Raw genomic sequence first — 16,666 nt, 5'->3', positions numbered from 1 at the left:
CGGGGCCGTGCGGGGGTCATGGGGTGACCGCGTACGCCTCCACGGACCACAGCGAGTAGCCGTACGGTGTCGCTCGTTCCTCGCCCTGGACGCGCAGGAAGCGCACGTCCCGCTCGTCCATGCGGACGCTCTCCCGGCCGCCCCGGCCCTCCCGTACCGACGCGGCCGTGCGCCAGCGGCGGCCGTCGGCGGAGACCTCGACGCGGTAGGCCGAGGGGTGGGCGTCCTGCCAGTTCAGGACCACGCGCCCGATGCGGGCCGGGCGCGGCAGTTCGACCTGCCACCAGGCGCCGTCGTCCACCGGCGAGGACCAGCGGGTGGACGGATCGCCGTCGTTCGCCGCGGGCGCGGGGAAGGCGGGTGTCTCGTCGCCGGAGGACCGCGCCGAGCCGGCGCGCGCGAGGTCCGCACCCCCGGTGGGCGGGACGGCCCGGACGGTGAGCGTGCGGGAGGCGTCCCCGAAGCGCAGCCGGACCTCGTGCGGCCGCATCGGCCTGCCGCGCTCCACCGTGACCTCGACGGGCACCTCCGCCGCCGCACCGCGCGGGACCTCCAGCTCGCCCCGGGGCGCCCGCACCCGTACGCCCTCGGGCGCCTCGACGGTGAGCCGGCCGCGGGCGCCGGCCGGGCGCAGGGAGCCGAGCCGGACCGTCAGCTTCTCCGTGCGGCCGGTCTCGACGTCCACGTGGTCGCGGGCCAGCCCCAGAGAGACCGCGGGGGAGTCGCCGAACCACGGCACGAGGTGCCGGACGCGGGACGGCTCGGCCCCGGCGACCCGCACGGCGTCGACCTGCCCGATGCCGGGCCCCTCTCGCCCGGCCCGGTCCCGGCCCGGCAGGCGGATCTCGGTCGCGCCCGAGCCGTCCAGCCGTCCCGCCTCGCGCCAGCCCCGGCCCGGCACGCGCACCTCGACGGCACCGGCCGTGCCCGGGTCGGTCAGCACCGTCACGGCCGTCAGCGCCCGGGGCCCCGGGAAGCGCAGGGTGCGTCCGTCGCCGGGGGCCCGGGGCGGCTCGTGGTCGACGCCCGACCAGGCCGTGTAGGACTTCTGCGCCCGCTGGAGGAAGGGGTCGAGCACCTGCGTGCCGACCTCGGCCCGCGCGCCGCCCAGCGCGGACCGCAGCTCCCCGATCCGGCGGTACGCCCTCCAGGCCGCCGCCGCGTCGCCCGCGCGCTGCGCGTCCAGCATGTCCAGTGCGGCCGTGCCCGCCTCGCCGTAGCGGGCGAGCTGCCCGGACCAGGGGGCCACCTCGGCGGCCAGGCCGGTGCCCGCCAGGCGCTGCGGCAGCTCGCGCAGCACGGTGAAGGCCGCGCGCAGCCCGGCCGCCGCGTCGTCCCGCCGCGGGCCACCGGCCGCCCGGGACGCCCAGTACGCCTCCGTCAGCGGCCGCAGGTACGCCGACTCCCGGGCGTCCAGCACCGACGAGGCGTCGTTCCCGGCGAGCGCGGCCAGGGCCTGCTCGCGCCGCCGGTCCCCGCCCGCCAGGTCGGCGATCGCCGCGCGCCAGGACGCCGCGGGCCGGTAGGCGCGCGGGTTCCAGGCGAAGTCGGCCGCGGTGAACAGCGGGATGCGGGAGGCCTCCGGCTGCTGCATGGCGTTGGCGAGCAGCCCGGCCGAGCCGGTCGCGACGGCCGGTTCCCGGCCCCGGTAGGGGCCGAGGAAGAGGCGGCCGGGGTCGTAGTCGTTGACCGGATAGTTGTCCATGGTGACCAGCGGATGCCCGAACGCCTCGCGGGCGGTGGCCAGTTCGCGGCCGGTGATGGTGCGGGGCAGCACGCCGACGCCCGTCCACGCCACCTCGACGCCCTCGTCCAGCGCGTCCGCCAGCGCCCGCCGGTACACGGTCGAGCCGTCCTCGTAGTACTCGGTCGGCATGAGGGAGGGGGCGGCGGCGCCGGGGTGGCGGCGGGCGAGGTGCCGGGCCACCTCGTTCGCCACCCGGGCCTGGGCCCGCGCCGCCGCCCGCGCTCCCGAGCCGAACCGTCCGGCGTCCGCCTCGCAGTGCCACTCGCTGTAGCTGACGTCCTGGAACTGCAGCTGGAAGGCCCGGAAGCCCAGCACCCACATCGCGTCCAGCTTGCGGGTCAGCGCCCGCACGTCCGCGTCCGAGGAGAAGCACATCGCCTGGCCCGGGGCCACCGCCCAGGCGGGCGTCACGTGGTTGCGCTCCGCCCGTGCGGCCAGTTCGCGGAACTGAGCCCGCCGCCGCTGCGGGTACGGCTCGCGCCAGCGTGCCTGCCGGTACAGGTCGTCACCGGGGGCGTACAGGTAGCGGTTCTGTTTGGTGCGCCCCATGAAGTCCAGCTGCGCCAGCCGCTGCCGGTGCGTCCACGCCGTGCCGTAGAAACCCTCGGTGATGCCGCGTACGGCGCTCCCGGGCCAGTCGCGCACGACGGCCGCGGTGAACGCGCGGTCCGGGCGCAGCAGTTGCCGCAGGGTCTGCACGGCGTGGAACAGGCCGTCCGCGCCCGTGCCGGTGAGCAGGACGCCGCCGCGGCCGACGGACAGCTCGTATCCCCCGGCGGGCAGGGCGTGCCGGTCGCCCGGGCGGGCCGGCTGCGTCCGGGCGCGTACGACCAGGGCGCCCGGCACCGGCGCGTCCGTGATGCGGCGGGCACCGGCCCGGCGCAGCAGCGCGCGCAGCGCGTCCAGGGCGTGCGGATCGGTGCCCGGGCCGGCGATCAGCGCGACCTCGTGCGGCACGGTCACCGGGGCGCCGCCGGGGCGCAGCGACTGCGGGCGCGGCCAGACCGAGAGGTCCGGCGCGGGGGAGGCGGCGACCGGTCGCGCGGTCGCACCCGGCGCGGGCGGGGCGGCCACCGCCGCGGGCGGGAGGCCGAGACCCGACGCGGCGACGGCGATGGCCAGGGCCGCCGCCCGCTTCCCGTGCCGCAGTCCCACTGGCCGCCTCCCGATGTGTCCGACCGGCGGGACGAGCCCACCACCCCCTGGTGAAGGTGTCAACGGCGGTGGCCGGTGTGCCGTGGTTTGCCGGAGTACGGGAACAGGGCAGGGGAGCGAAATGTGAGCAGAAGCACGATGTTCGGCCCAGGGCGTCTGCCTTCCCGGCGACTGGGTAGGGCTGCAACGACCCACCGAACCCGTACAGGCAAGGAGGCCCCCGTGGCTGCGATGACGTTCCTCCCGCTCCCGGCCCCGTCCAAACCCGTGGCGGACCCGTCCGCCGACCTCGACGAACCCCACCACGACGACCCCATGTACTGCGTCTTCAGCTCCGAGAGCACGTGCACGGAGCTGCCGCTGACCAGCGAGCCCCCGCTCCCCGACGCCGAGCCCCTCACCAGTGAGCCGCCGCTCGCCGAGGCCACCCCCCTCACCAGCGAGCCGCCGGCCTTCGTCCCGGACCAGCCGAGGCCGTAGATGACCGCACCCGAGCCGGCCGACCCGCCCTCCGAGGACCTGACGCGACTCGCCGCCCTGTACGGCGTCGCCACCTCCTACAGCCCCTCCCCGGACCGTGTCGTGGCCGCCTCGGCCACCGCGGTCGTCTCCGTGCTGACCGCCCTCGGCGTGGACGCGAGCACGCCCGGCGCCGTTCGCGCCGCGCTCGCCGCCCGGGAGCGGGAACAGGCCGAGCGGCTGCTGCCGCCGACCGTGGTCGGCCGGACCGGAAGCGCCCCGGACGCCCTCGCCGGCCTGCCCGCGGGCACCCGCCTGCACATCGACACCGAGGACGGCGGCACGCGCACCTCGGCCGACGGCCTGCCGCCCGGGGTGCACCGGCTGACCGCCACCGCCCCCGACGGCCGCACGGCCGAGGCCCACCTGATCGTCGCCCCGCCCCGCCTGCCCGCCCCCGCCGGGCGCGCCCACGGCCTGCTCGTCCAGCTGTACTCCCTGCTGTCCCGCCGCTCCTGGGGCATGGGCGACCTCGGCGACCTGCGCGAGCTGGCCGCCTGGGCCGGACGGTCGCTGGGCGCCGGGTTCATCCAGGTCAACCCGCTGCACGCGGCCGTGCCCGGCGCCCCCACCGACCCCTCCCCGTACCGCCCCTCCTCCCGCCGCTTCCCCGACCCGGTGCACCTGCGCGTCGAGGACGTCCCCGAGGCCGCGTACGTGGAGGACCGCGAGCGCCTGCACACCCTGCTGGAGCAGGGCGGGCGGCTGCGCGCCGCGGTGCTGGAGAAGGGCGAGCTGATCGACCGGGACGCCGTGTGGGAGCTCAAGCGCGAGGCGCTGCAGCTGCTCGCCGAGGTCCCGCTCGGCCCCGGCAGGCGCGCCGCCTACAGCGACTTCCTCGCGGAGCAGGGCAAGGCGCTGGAGGACCACGCCACCTGGTGCGCGCTCGCCGAGGTGCACGGGTCCGACTGGCACCGCTGGCCGACCGGGCTGCAGGACCCGCGGTCGGCCGAGACCGAGCGGGCCCGCAACGGCCTGCAGGACCGGGTCGGCTTCTGGTCCCGGCTGGCGTGGCTCACCGACGAGCAGCTCCGGGCCGCCCAGCGCGCCGGGCGCGAGGCGGGGATGCCGGTGGGGGTCGTGCACGACCTCGCGGTCGGCGTGCACCCCGGCGGCGCGGACGCCTGGGCCCAGCAGGAGCACTTCGCCGCCGGCATGTCCGTGGGCGCCCCGCCGGACGCCTTCAACGCCCGCGGCCAGGACTGGGGCCTGCCTCCGTGGCGGCCCGACCGGCTGGCCGAGTCCGGCTACGCCCCCTACCGCGACCTGCTGCGCGCCCTGTTCCGCTACGCGGGCGCCCTGCGCATCGACCACGTGATGGGCCTGTTCCGCCTGTGGTGGGTCCCTCAGGGCCGTCCGCCCACCGAGGGCACCTACGTCCGCTACGACGCCGAGGCGATGCTCGCGGTCCTCGTCCTGGAGGCCTCCCGGGCGGGTGCCCCGGTCATCGGCGAGGACCTCGGCACCGTCGAACCGGGCGTGCGCGAGGCGCTGCGCGAGCGCGGGGTGCTCGGGACGTCCGTGCTGTGGTTCGAGCGCGACTGGGAGGGGGACGGCCGCCCCCTGCCCCCGGAGAGCTGGCGCGCCGACTGCCTGGCCACCGCCACCACGCACGACCTGCCCTCCACGGCCGCGCGGCTCACCGGTGAGCACGTCGAGCTGCGCGACAGCCTCGGCCTGCTGACCCGCCCGCTGGCGCAGGAGCGCGAGGAGGCCGCCCGCGACACGGGGGAGTGGCTGTCGGAGCTGTCCCGCCTGGGCCTGCTGGAGGGCACGGGCGGCGGTGGCGACGCGTCCTCGGAGGAGGCCCAGATCCAGGCCGTGCACCGCTTCCTGCTCCGCACGCCCGCCCGCATGATCGGCGTCTGGCTGCCGGACGGGGTGGGCGACCGCCGCCCGCAGAACCTGCCCGGGACCTGGGACCAGTACCCGAACTGGCGGCTGCCCGTGGCGGACGCCGAGGGGCGCCCCGTCACCCTGGAGGACCTGGCGGCCTCCCCGCGGCTGCGGGCGCTGACGGACGTCCTCCGGGAGCCGGGGGCATGAGGCGGGAAGCCCTTACGGCACCCCGGGCGCGCGTGCCCGGCCGGCGTTGGATACGTTGACACCGTGGACAAGAAGAACGCCCTGCGCGCCGGCGCCCTGGCAGCCGGTACGACGCTGATGATGCTGCTCATGTCGTCCCCCGCGAGCGCGCTCACCCGCGACGACGGTGACGACCCCGGCACGGGCCTGAGCGTCATCGAGACGCTGGGTCTCTTCGTTGCGGCCCCGATCGTGCTCTACCTGGTCATCGCCGGTCTGGTGATGGTCGGCGACAAGACGCACAAGAAGAAGGACCCGACCAGCTCCAACATCACCACCAAGGCCGAGGCGGGCACCGACGTCAAGGCCTGACCGGTCCGCTCCGCCGAGGGCGCCGTCGCGATCACCGCGACGGCGCCCTCGCGTGTTCAGGGCCGCTCCGCTCCCGCGAGCAGCTCGCGCAGCAGCCCGGCCAGGAGACCGGCGCGCTCGGCGTCCAGCGCGGACAGGGCCTCGGTCTGCACGGCGAGCCCCGCGCCGACCGCCTCGTCGACCAGGTCCAGGCCCTTGCCGGTGAGAGTCACGTGCAGGCCGCGCCGGTCGTGCGGATCGGGTGAGCGGCGCAGCAACTCCGCCCGCTCCAGCTTGTCCAGGCGTCCCGTCATCCCGCCGGTGGTGAGCATCAGCGTCGCGGACAGCTGCCGGGGCGAGAGCGTGTAGGGCTCCCCGGAGCGGCGCAGGGTCGCCAGGACGTCGAACTCCCCACGGGAGATCCCGAAGGGCGCGTACGCCTTCGCCACCCGGTCGGCCATGGCCGCGGAGAGCCGGTTGATCCGGCCGAAGACCTCCATGGCGGCGGTGTCCAGGTCGGGCCGGACCCTCGCCCACTGGCCGATGATCGCGTCGACGGGGTCCGTGCGCTGGTCCGGGCGTTCGCTCATGGCACGAGTATCGGGGCCCTTCCGGTCACCCGCAAGAAAGTAGCTTGACGGAAAGTTGCTTAGCGCTAAGCTACTTTCCACTGACCTACTTTGGGGGTGCCTCCATGGCCCTGTCCCGTCCGGCGCTCATCGCCCTCACCGCACTCGCCCCCGTCTCGTGGGGCACGACCTACGCGGTCACCACCGAGTTCCTCCCGGCCGACCGCCCCCTGTTCACCGCCCTGGTGCGCGCCCTGCCCGCCGGGCTGCTGCTGCTCGCCCTCGCCCGGGTCCTGCCGCGCGGCTCCTGGTGGTGGAAGGCGGCCGCGCTCGGCGCGCTGAACATCGGCGCCTTCTTCCCGCTGCTGTTCCTGTCCGCCTACCGGCTGCCCGGCGGCCTAGCGGCGGTCGTGGGATCGGCCGGGCCGCTGTTCGTGGCCGGGCTGTCGGCGCTGCTGCTCGGACAGCGGCCCTCGGCACGCACCCTGCTGACCGGGGCCGTGGCGGCGTTCGGGGTGAGCCTGGTGGTGCTGCGGGCCACGGGGGCGCTGGACGCGCTCGGGCTGCTGGCGGCCCTCGCGGGCACCGCGTCGATGTCGGCGGGTGTGGTGCTCACGCAGCGCTGGGGACGCCCCGACGGGGTCGGCCCGCTCGCCCTCACCGCCTGGCAGCTCACCGCGGGCGGGCTGTTCATCGCGCCGCTCGCCCTCCTCGCCGAGGGGGCACCGCCGGCGCTGGACGGCCGGGCCGTCGGCGGCTACCTCTACCTCGCCCTGGCCAACACGGCCGTCGCGTACTGGCTGTGGTTCCGGGGCATCGGCCGCCTCAGCGCCACCCAGGCCACTTTCCTCGGGCCGCTCTCCCCGCTGACCGCGGCCGTCACCGGCTGGGCGGCGCTCGGCGAGGCCCTGACGCCGGTGCAGCTGGTGGGCATGGTGCTGGCGCTCGGCGCGACGGTGGCGGGCCAGTTCGTTCCCCGGGGGCCGCTCCGCGCGGCCTCCGCACGCCGGGCGGGGACGGCGGGGGAGGACCGGACGGACCTCACCACCGCGGTGCCGCGCCGGTAGGGCGGCCGGAACGGCCCACGACGGGGCCGCCGAAGGCACGCAAGGGGCGCCCGGCACAGGCCGGGCGCCCCTCGTGCTCGGTGCCGCCGCGGGTTACCGCCCGGCCGCCGCCGCGTCCGCCCGCTGGGCGTGCAGGGCGCGCTCGACGCCCGCGCGGGACTCCGAGACCAGACGGCGCAGCGCCGCGTTGGGCTCGGCGGAGGCCAGCCAGGCGTCCGTCCGGTCCAGGGTCTCCCGGGAGACCTGGACCGCGGGGTAGAGGCCGACCGCGATCTGCTGGGCCATCTCGTGGGACCGGGACGCCCAGATGTCCTTGACCACCTCGAAGTACCGCTCCGCGTAGGGGGCGAGCAGCTCGCGCTGGTCGGTCTGGACGAAGCCGCCGATCACCGCCTCCTGCACGGCGTTGGGCAGCTTGTCGGAGTCGACGACCGACGCCCACGCCTCCGCCTTGGCCTCCGCGCTCGGACGGGCCGCACGGGCCGTGGCGGCGTGACGCTCACCGGCGGCCGTGCGGTCGCGCTCGTACTCCGCCGCGATCTCCGACTCGTCGAACCGGCCGACCGCCGCCAGCCGCTGCACGAACGCCCAGCGCAGCTCCGTGTCGACGACCAGGCCCTCCACACTCTGCGAGCCGTCCAGCAGCGCCTCCAGCAGGTCCAGCTGCTCCGGCGTGCGGGCCGTCGCGGCGAAGGCACGCGCCCACGCCAGCTGGTGGTCGCTGCCCGGGGCGGCCGAGCGCAGGTGGGCCAGCGTCGCGTCGGTCCAGCGGGCCAGCAGCGTCTCGCGGGCGGCCGGGTCGGCGTACAGGTCGATCGCCAGCTTCACCTGCCGCTGCAGCGACTGCACGACACCGATGTCGGACTCCTTGCCGATGCCGGACAGCACCAGGGCCAGGTAGTCGCGGGCCGCGAGCTGGGCGTCGCGCGTCATGTCCCAGGCTGACGCCCAGCACAGGGCGCGCGGCAGGGAGGACTCGAAGTCGCCCAGGTGCTCGGTGACATGGGCCAGGGACTGCTCGTCCAGGCGGACCTTCGCGTACGACAGGTCGTCGTCGTTGAGCAGCACCACGGCCGGGCGGCGCCTGCCCGCCAGCTGCGGGACGGCGGTCAGTTCACCGTCGACGTCCAGCTCGACGCGCTCGGTGCGGACCAGCTTGCCGCTGCCCTCGTCGAGGTCGTACAGACCGACGGCGATGCGGTGCGGGCGCAGCGTCGGCTCGCCCTTGGCGCCGGCGGGCAGGGCCGGAGCCTCCTGGCGGACGGCGAACGAGGTGATCACACCGTCCGCGTCCGTCTCGATCTCCGGGCGCAGGACGTTGATGCCGGCCGTCTCCAGCCACTTCTTCGACCAGGTCTTCAGGTCGCGGCCGGAGGTCTCCTCCAGCGCTCCCAGCAGGTCCGACAGGCGCGTGTTGCCGAAGGCGTGGGCCTTGAAGTAGGCCTGCACGCCCCGGAAGAACTCGTCCTCGCCCACGTAGGCCACGAGCTGCTTCAGCACGGAGGCGCCCTTGGCGTACGTGATGCCGTCGAAGTTGACGAGGACGTCGTCCAGGTCGCGGATGTCCGCCATGATCGGGTGCGTGGAGGGCAGCTGGTCCTGCCGGTACGCCCAGGTCTTCATGGAGTTCGCGAACGTCGTCCACGAGTGCGGCCAGCGCGAGCCGGGCGCGGCGGCCTGGCAGGCGATCGAGGTGTAGGTGGCGAACGACTCGTTCAGCCACAGGTCGTTCCACCACTCCATGGTCACGAGGTCGCCGAACCACATGTGGGCCAGCTCGTGCAGGATGGTCTCCGCACGCGTCTCGTACGCCGCGTCCGTCACCTTCGAGCGGAACACGTACTGGTCGCGGATCGTCACCGCGCCCGCGTTCTCCATCGCGCCCGCGTTGAACTCCGGCACGAACAGCTGGTCGTACTTCGCGAACGGGTACGCGTAGTCGAACTTCTCCTGGAACCACTCGAAGCCCTGCCGGGTCACCTCGAAGATGGCGTCCGAGTCGAGGTACTCGGCGAGCGAGGGACGGCAGTAGATGCCGAGCGGGACGGACTGGCCGTCCTTCTCGTACACGCTGTGCACCGAGTGGTACGGGCCGGCGATGAGCGCCGTGATGTACGTCGAGATGCGCGGCGTCGGCTCGAAGACCCAGACGTTGTCCTGCGGCTCGGGCGTCGGCGAGTTGGAGACGACGGTCCAGCCCTCGGGGGCCTTCACCGTGAACTGGAAGGTCGCCTTGAGGTCGGGCTGCTCGAAGCTGGCGAACACCCGGCGGGCGTCCGGCACCTCGAACTGGGTGTACAGGTAGGCCTGGTCGTCGACCGGGTCGACGAAGCGGTGCAGGCCCTCACCGGTGTTGGTGTAGGCGCAGTCGGCGACGACCCGCAGGATGTTGCGGCCGTGCAGCAGCCCGGGCAGCGCGATCCGGGAGTCCGCGAAGACCTCGGCCGGGTCGAGGGAGTCGCCGTTCAGGGTCACCTCGTGCACGGCGGGTGCCACCAGGTCGATGAACGACTCCGCGCCGTTCTCGGCGCTCACGTCGAAGCGCACCGTGGTCACGGACCGGTAGGTGCCCCCCTCCTGCGCGCCGGAGAGATCGAGCTCGATCTCGTACGACTCGACGGCGAGCAGCTGTGCCCGCTGCTGCGCCTCTTCGCGGGTCAGGTTTGTGCCAGGCACGCGGTCATCTCCTCGTTATGGGTGGGTTGCGCCATCTTTCCACGGCGGTCCGGGCTCCGGCGACGACCTGGGACTTCCCTAGGGATACCCCTCGGGCGACCCCCGGCGGCGGTGCCGCGCGCGGGAACGCGACGTCCGGAATCCGCCGGTTTCGCGCCGCCGCGCGGACGACCCCGACCGGGCGGTGCGCCTGGGCCCTCACGGAAAGACTCGACGACCCGGCCGTGGCGCTCGTCCACGTCCGGGCCGTCGAGTACGGCTGCTTCCTCTACGAGATGCGCAGGGGCCGGCCCTCCAGCTCCTGGGCCACCAGCTCCGCGATCTGGACGGCGTTCAGGGCCGCGCCCTTGCGGAGGTTGTCGTTGGAGACGAACAGGGCCAGGCCGTTGTCCACCGTCTCGTCGCGGCGGATGCGGCCGACGTACGAGGGGTCCTTGCCGGCGGCCTGGAGCGGGGTCGGGATGTCGGAGAGCTCGACGCCGGGGGCGTCCTTCAGCAGCTCCGCGGCGCGCTCCGGGGAGAGCGGGCGGGCGAAGCGGGCGTTGATCTGCAGGGAGTGGCCGGAGAAGACCGGGACGCGCACGCAGGTGCCGGACACCTTCAGCTCCGGGATCTCCAGGATCTTGCGGGACTCGTTGCGGAGCTTCTGCTCCTCGTCGGTCTCGTTCAGGCCGTCGTCCACGATCGAGCCCGCCAGCGGCAGCACGTTGAACGCGATGGGGCGCTTGTAGACGCCGGGCTCCGGGAAGTCGACGGCCTCGCCGTCGTGCGTGAGCTTGTCCGCGTCGGCGACGACCTTCTGCGTCTGGCCGTGCAGTTCGGCCACGCCCGCGAGACCCGAGCCGGACACCGCCTGGTAGGTGGCGACGACCAGGGCCTGGAGGCCCGCCTCCTCGTGCAGCGGGCGCAGCACCGGCATGGCGGCCATCGTCGTGCAGTTCGGGTTGGCGATGATGCCCTTGGGGCGGTGGGCGATCGCGTGCGGGTTCACCTCGGAGACGACCAGCGGCACCTCGGGGTCCTTGCGCCAGGCCGAGGAGTTGTCGATCACGACCGGGCCCTGCGAGGCGACCTTTTCGGCCAGCGCCCTGGACGTGGCACCGCCCGCGGAGAACAGCACGATGTCCAGGCCGGTGTAGTCGGCGGCCGCCGCGTCCTCCACCGTCACGCCGTCCAGCTCGGTGCCCGCCGACCGGGCCGAGGCGAACAGGCGCAGCTCCGTGACCGGGAAGTTCCGCTCCTTGAGGATCCTGCGCATGACCGTGCCCACCTGTCCGGTGGCTCCGACGATTCCGACCCTCACGGCGACTCCCTCTCCTGCGTCTCTTCACGTGCTCGTTGCTTGGCCGAGGCTTTTCCATCATGCGGCCGACCACGGCCCGCCTGTCCACTTCTTTCGCCGCACCTGCCCGAGGAGTGGGACGACGTGTCCCGCCCCATGGTTGCGGACCTGCGGTTCCGACCCCGCTGAGCTGCAGGAATTCATCCGGCAGGGGTCGTACGCCGCAAGGTCGCCTGCCCATGCGGGTCCCGGCCACACGGAAGTGTGACGTATGCCTCGGCCGGCTTGGCGAATCCACCGCGTGGACCGGTGAACGTTCCGCGCCGGTCCGGCGTCGTAGGAGGGACACGGTGAGGGGGGTGGCTTGTGCTGCTGCGCGGAAGGGCCGGGCGCGGGCGGGAGGCGCGCGCCGGGGACGGCCCGCCGGGCGACGCCGGTGCGCCCGGCGGCTCCGGCCTGCCGGACGGCGCCGATCCGCTCGATCCGGCCCAGGAGCGCCGGGTGCGGGCGGTGCTCGCGCTCGGGGGTGTGCCGCAGGCGGACCTGCCGGACGGGGTGCAGCAGGTCCGCCTGCGGCTGCTGGAGCGGGCCGCGAGCGGGCGTGAGGCGCCGCGGGACGTCTCCGCCTGGGCGGCGGTCGTCGCCTCCAACCTCGCCATGGACTGGCACCGGGCCAAGCGCCGCCAGGAGCGGCTCGGGGAGCGGCTGGCCGCCCTGCGGCAGCTCGAGCACCCCTCCGGCGAGGACACCAGCGTGCTGTCCGTCGCCGTCGCCCAGGGCCTGGACGAGCTGCCCGACGCCCAGCGCCAGGTCGTCGTCCTGCGCTTCTACGCCGACCTGCCGGTGAGGTCCATCGCCGAGCAGCTCGGCGTCCCCGAGGGCACGGTCAAGAGCAGGCTGCACACGGCGGTACGGGCCCTGCGCGCCCGCCTGCACGAGGACGAGGTGGTGTGAGGTGCCCGCCGAACACGACGAGAACCGGCGCGGCGAGCCCGAGCCGTACGGCGGCGTTCCCGACGGCGACGGGGGCGCGCTCATGGCCGCGGTCACCGGGGAGCCGCCGTCGCGGGCCGTCCTGGCCGACGGGGCCTTCGCCGAGGCGTACCGGTCGGCCGCCGCCGATGTGGCGGCGCTGCGCGAGCAGCTGGGGCTCATCGGCGCCGCCCTGGCCGAGCCCTCGCCCGGGGAGGACGCGCCGCCCGCGCCGGACCCCCGGTCCGCCACCGTCGCCCGGATGCCCGCGCGGCGCTGGCGACGGCGGTCCTCGCCCCGGGCCCTCGCCCTGAAGGGTCTCGTCGCCGCCGCCGGGGCCGCCGTCGTCCTCGGGATGGGCTGGCTGGTGGTGAACGGCGACGGGACGGGAGATCAGGGCGACAGGGGTGCGAGCTCCGCGGCCGACGACGCGGCAGGACAGGCGAAGGGCGGCGAGGACTACAAGACCGATCACGCCGGCTACCTGGCCTGCGCCCGGCTCGTCGCCGAGGGCACGGTCGTGAAGGCCGAGGCGGTCGCCGGGACCGGGCGGGTCCGCGTGACGCTCGACGTGACGCGGTACTGGAAGCCCGCGAAGGGCCGGGACCGGGTCGTCTTCCCCATGGACGCCCATGCGGAGCCGCGGCCGGAGGCGGGCGATCACCTCCTGGTCGGCATCCCGCAGGGGCGGGACGAGCCGGACCTGTGGGTCACGGGGGAGCAGGAGATCGCCCGGGAACGGGCCTGGATCACTACCGCCCTGCCCCACGCCCGCACCCTGCCCTGCCCCTGAGCACGGCGAAGGGGCGGGCGCCCGTCAGGACGCCCGCCCCTCACCCGCCGTACAGGGTTACGGCAGAACCTTCTCGATCTTCACGCTGCCCAGGCCCGCGACGGTGCCGCGCGCGTTGACCAGCTGGACCTGGCCGAAGAACTCACGTCCCTCGGGAGCGGCCGCCGCGGCGGTGACGCTGCCGGAGACGGTCGCCGAGTCGCCCGTGGCGAGCTTCACCGGCGCCGAGCCGTCGACCGTGACGGTGCCGAGCGAGGCGGAGAAGAACACGTCCTGGTAGTCGTACTCCGTGGTGCCGGCGGGCACCGAGTAGCCGACGACCTCGACGGTGTACGTCCCGGCGGCCGGGGACGGCACGGAGACGGACTCCTCCGAGTCGCCGTCGGCGGAGCTGCCGACCTGCTTGCCGGCCGCGTCGTACACGGCGAGGTCCAGGTCGGCGGCGGTGTCCGAGACACGGCCGATGGCGACGTCCAGGGACTTGGCGCCCGCGGGCACCTCGACCGTGGTGGTCTGCGTCTCGCCCTGCTTGATCGACGGACGGGCCGTCTTCGCCGAGCCGAGCGGGCCGCCGACCAGCTTGCCCTCGATCGGGGCGAAGCCGTTGGTCACCTTCCAGGAGGCGGTGGCCGGGGTGCCGACCTTCGCCTCGGGCACGGTCACGGTCTCCGGGTCGAAGGCCGCGCCGAGGACGGCGACGTCCAGCTGGTACGGGTTGTCCAGCAGCGGCGACGTCCGGCGCGACTCGACCTCGATCTCCCAGACACCCGGCTGCGGGTCGGCGTACGCACGCACGTCGGGGCGGCAGGTGTTGGCCGGGTTCGAGTAGTTCGGGTAGCAGTTGATCGTCGACGTCGGGTCGGACGGGACGCCGTACGGGTGGATGGAGATGAACCGGGTCTGGCTCTTGTCCTTCAGCCCGCTCATCGCGACCTCGAGGCTCTTGGCGCCCTCGGGGACGGTGACGAAGTAGTGCTGCGAGCTGTTGCGCTGCACCGAGTCCTTGGCGGAGAAGGTGTACTTCAGCGGCGCGGAGACCACGACCGTGTGCAGGACCTGCTCGTCGATGCCCTCGGTGCGCGGGTCGTCGACCTCGAGGATCGCGCTCTTGATGCCCGCGGACTTCGGCGCGGCCTGGACCTTCACGGTCACCGGCTGGTTCAGCGGCAGCTTCACCTCGTCGGAGCCGACGACGCGGAACGTGCCGCCCGCGTTGTTCTCGAAGTGCAGCTCGTGCCGGATCGCCTTGTCGGCGCCGGACGTACGGGTGATGGTGACCTCGTACGTCTTCTTCTGGCCGGCCTTCAGGCCGCCCTCACGGTCGTACAGGCCCGTGCCGGAGCCCGGGGTCTTCAGGAACTGGTCGATCGCGGTGTCGACCGGCGCCTTGACCGTGTACGCGTGCGAGTGCGCGCCGTCACGGATGGCGTCCCAGGCGTCCGGGATGTTCATCAGACCCGCGCCCTCCTCGTACGCCTGCACACCCTTGATGTGGTCGGCGGTGGAGGTGAGGGCCGTGCGCAGCGTCGCCGGCGTCAGGTCGATCTTCTTCTGCTTGGCGGCCGAGATCAGCAGCGCCGAGGCACCGGCGGCCTGCGGGGAGGCCATCGAGGTGCCCTGCAGCATGCCGTAGCCGGCGGGCAGGGAGTAGCCCGCCTCGGCGACCGGGGCGCCCGGCATCCAGGTCTGGATGGTGTTGATCGCGGCACCCGGGGCGACCAGGGTCGGGGTGAAGCCGCCGTCCTCACGCGGGCCGCGCGAGGAGAACGGCATCATCGCGTACTTCTTCTCCACGACGGAGCCGTAGTTGGCGGCCCAGGTCTCCCTGGAGACGGACGCGCCGACCGAGATGACCTTCTCGGCCAGGGCCGGGTCGCCGATGGTGTTGGCGCCGGGGCCGGAGTTGCCCGCGGAGATCACCAGCTGCACGCCGTACTCGTCGATGAGACGCGTGTACAGCTCGGCGCGCGCGTTGTTGCCGTCGTTCAGCGCCGGCAGGCCGCCGATGGACATGTTGACGATGTCGACACCGCGCTTGGTGACGAGGTCGATCATGCCCTCGGTCAGTGCGACGTTGGTGCAGCCGCCGGACCAGGTGCAGGCGCGGGAGGAGACCAGCTTGGCGCCGGGCGCGGCACCGTCCATCCGCCCGCCGAACAGGCCGTTGGCGGCGGTGATGCCGGCGACGTGCGTGCCGTGCTCGGACTCGATGACGCCGATGTTGACGAAGTCGGACTTCTTGCCGACCCAGGAGCCGCCCAGCGGGTCCATCGGGACGTCCTTGCGGATCTCCACGACGAACGGCTGCCGCTCGGCGATGTCGGTCTTCGGGTCGTCGGTGCCGAAGTACCCGACCTGGTGACCGTCCTTGTACGGCTTCATCGCGACGTCGTCGCCGAAGTCGTTGTTGTTGTTCAGGTCGACCCGGACCGTGCCCGTCTTCGCGTCGTAGAGCACGCCCCAGACGTCGGTCGTGTCGCCGTCGCGGTTGGCGTCGCCCGCCGCGTCGCCGCCGGTGGTGTACGACTCCTTGAACAGGCTGACGGCGTAGGAGCCCGCCGGAGCCTTCCAGGACTGGCCCTGGTACGTGAAGGCCGGGCCGGACACGGCCGAGACCATCGGGCGCCAGGTGTTGTCGTTGTCGATGATCGGGTCGGTCGCCGTCACCCAGTCGACGATCTTGCGCTCACCGGTGGTGGTCTTCTGCAGCGCCGGGTGGCCGAGGTCCACGCCGGAGTCGAGGATGCCGATGGTCACGCCGCGGCCGTCCGCCTTGGGGTGGTCCTCGACGAAGTCGACCGCGCCCGTCTCGAAGGACGGGTTGTACGGGTTCTCGGCCGGGGTCTTCCTGTCCGGCGCCGGGTACGTGCCCTTGTCGGCCCGGGCGCCCTTGGCGGCGTCGCCGCCGGGCGTCGGGTCGTCGAGCGGGATCTCCTCGCGCAGGTCGATGCCGTGCACCGAGGAGAGCTTGGCCGCGGCCGCGATGGCCGCGTCCGCGCGGGAGGTCGGGACGGTGGCGCGGACGTAGCCCAGCTTGTCGTCGGCCCGGCCCACCGAGCCGCCCTTGACCGCGTCCAGCTGCCCGGCGACCTGCTCGGTCTTCCCGGGCGCGGTGGCGACCATCAGGGTGACGGTCTTGTCGCCGTCGGCCTTGGCCTCCGCGAGCAGGTCCGCGTCGTTCGAACCGAGCTTGTCGTGCGCGGACTTGACGTCGGCGTCGGCCGGGGCCGAGGCGCCCGGGCCGTCGGCGGAGAAGGCCAGCGGAATCGGCCCGGCCGCGGTGAGCGCGGCGACGAGGCCGGCGGCCACGGCGATCCGCGCCACGCGTCTCCGGCCCGGTATCGGGTCGTGCTGGGGGGTGGAGGTCATCGGCATCCCTTGAGGTAAAGGAACGAGCGGCAGCGGCCGGGACCGATCGGCTCCGATCGGACCTGGTCGCGACGGTCCGGAACGGCGAGCCCGGACGATCGCACAGCTTTACGCAAGGGGATGTTCTTTGGGGAGGGTTGA

General features: G+C 74.2%; 11 protein-coding genes and 1 pseudogene. 7 read left to right on the top strand and 5 right to left on the bottom strand.

Features of this window, described 5'->3' with window-relative positions:
* Positions 1 to 16: 16 nt before the first annotated feature.
* Entirely contained in the window at positions 17 to 2,902 is a 2,886-nt protein-coding gene (locus ACZ4M5_RS06375; RefSeq protein ID WP_467733651.1) for a beta-N-acetylglucosaminidase domain-containing protein, read from the bottom strand.
* A gap of 222 nt (positions 2,903 to 3,124) precedes the next feature.
* On the opposite strand from ACZ4M5_RS06375, the gene ACZ4M5_RS06370 reads away from it, so the two are divergent.
* From ACZ4M5_RS06370 to ACZ4M5_RS06360, 3 genes are all read left to right on the top strand, one after another.
* A complete protein-coding gene (locus ACZ4M5_RS06370; RefSeq protein WP_467733649.1) occupies positions 3,125 to 3,382 on the top strand; it encodes a hypothetical protein in 258 nt (85 codons plus the stop codon).
* A complete protein-coding gene (malQ, locus tag ACZ4M5_RS06365; protein ID WP_467733647.1) occupies positions 3,383 to 5,467 on the top strand; it encodes a 4-alpha-glucanotransferase in 2,085 nt (694 codons plus the stop codon). It begins immediately after the preceding gene.
* A 63-nt stretch (positions 5,468 to 5,530) separates the two neighbouring features.
* Positions 5,531 to 5,818 carry a hypothetical protein gene (locus ACZ4M5_RS06360; protein WP_369195600.1) on the top strand — a complete coding sequence of 96 codons (288 nt, stop codon included), beginning with the start codon at positions 5,531 to 5,533 and terminating at the stop codon, positions 5,816 to 5,818.
* Positions 5,819 to 5,874: 56 nt separating this feature from the next.
* Here the strand turns inward: ACZ4M5_RS06360 and ACZ4M5_RS06355 are convergent, their stop codons facing one another.
* Positions 5,875 to 6,387: a MarR family winged helix-turn-helix transcriptional regulator gene (locus ACZ4M5_RS06355; protein WP_467733644.1), complete on the bottom strand. Its 513-nt coding sequence runs from the start codon at positions 6,385 to 6,387 to the stop codon at positions 5,875 to 5,877.
* 104 nt (positions 6,388 to 6,491) lie between these two features.
* Between ACZ4M5_RS06355 and ACZ4M5_RS06350 the strand changes: the two genes are divergently transcribed.
* Positions 6,492 to 7,433 (top strand): EamA family transporter, encoded by a 942-nt coding sequence (locus ACZ4M5_RS06350; protein WP_467733642.1) that lies wholly within the window; start codon positions 6,492 to 6,494, stop codon positions 7,431 to 7,433.
* A 93-nt stretch (positions 7,434 to 7,526) separates the two neighbouring features.
* Here ACZ4M5_RS06350 and pepN read toward each other — a convergent pair whose 3' ends face one another.
* Entirely contained in the window at positions 7,527 to 10,109 is a 2,583-nt protein-coding gene (gene pepN, locus ACZ4M5_RS06345) for an aminopeptidase N (RefSeq protein WP_467733640.1), read from the bottom strand.
* Between the two features lie 188 nt (positions 10,110 to 10,297).
* Here pepN and ACZ4M5_RS06340 point away from each other — a divergent pair.
* Positions 10,298 to 10,393 (top strand): annotated as a pseudogene (locus ACZ4M5_RS06340) (DUF1203 domain-containing protein); the annotation flags it as partial.
* Here ACZ4M5_RS06340 and ACZ4M5_RS06335 read toward each other — a convergent pair.
* Entirely contained in the window at positions 10,378 to 11,412 is a 1,035-nt protein-coding gene (locus ACZ4M5_RS06335) for an aspartate-semialdehyde dehydrogenase (RefSeq protein WP_467733638.1), read from the bottom strand. The pseudogene ACZ4M5_RS06340 and the gene ACZ4M5_RS06335 overlap by 16 nt on opposite strands.
* A gap of 348 nt (positions 11,413 to 11,760) precedes the next feature.
* Here ACZ4M5_RS06335 and ACZ4M5_RS06330 point away from each other — a divergent pair, with 348 nt between their 5' ends.
* Both ACZ4M5_RS06330 and ACZ4M5_RS06325 read left to right on the top strand, forming a co-directional pair.
* Positions 11,761 to 12,345 (top strand): RNA polymerase sigma factor, encoded by a 585-nt coding sequence (locus ACZ4M5_RS06330; protein ID WP_467734255.1) that lies wholly within the window; start codon positions 11,761 to 11,763, stop codon positions 12,343 to 12,345.
* 1 nt (position 12,346) lies between these two features.
* The gene (locus ACZ4M5_RS06325) at positions 12,347 to 13,156 is read left to right on the top strand and encodes a hypothetical protein (protein WP_467733635.1); all 810 of its coding nucleotides are present in this window, start codon (positions 12,347 to 12,349) and stop codon (positions 13,154 to 13,156) included.
* A 57-nt stretch (positions 13,157 to 13,213) separates the two neighbouring features.
* Here the strand turns inward: ACZ4M5_RS06325 and ACZ4M5_RS06320 are convergent, their stop codons facing one another.
* Positions 13,214 to 16,525, bottom strand: coding sequence for a S8 family serine peptidase (locus ACZ4M5_RS06320; protein ID WP_467733633.1), 3,312 nt, complete (start codon positions 16,523 to 16,525; stop codon positions 13,214 to 13,216).
* Positions 16,526 to 16,666 lie beyond the last annotated feature (141 nt).

This window comes from Streptomyces sp. NPDC026246 (assembly GCF_055567995.1).
The sequence above is the reverse complement of the archived record's forward strand: the minus strand, read 5'-3'. Positions and strand labels throughout refer to the sequence as shown.

What these genes read in the sequence shown, in the direction of transcription:
- malQ (WP_467733647.1), top strand. Translation starts at nt 3,383, where the DNA reads ATGACCGCACCCGAGCCGGCCGACCCGCCCTCCGAGGACCTGACGCGA.
- ACZ4M5_RS06320 (WP_467733633.1), bottom strand. Translation starts at nt 16,525, where the DNA reads ATGACCTCCACCCCCCAGCACGACCCGATACCGGGCCGGAGACGCGTG.
- ACZ4M5_RS06355 (WP_467733644.1), bottom strand. Translation starts at nt 6,387, where the DNA reads ATGAGCGAACGCCCGGACCAGCGCACGGACCCCGTCGACGCGATCATC.
- ACZ4M5_RS06350 (WP_467733642.1), top strand. Translation starts at nt 6,492, where the DNA reads ATGGCCCTGTCCCGTCCGGCGCTCATCGCCCTCACCGCACTCGCCCCC.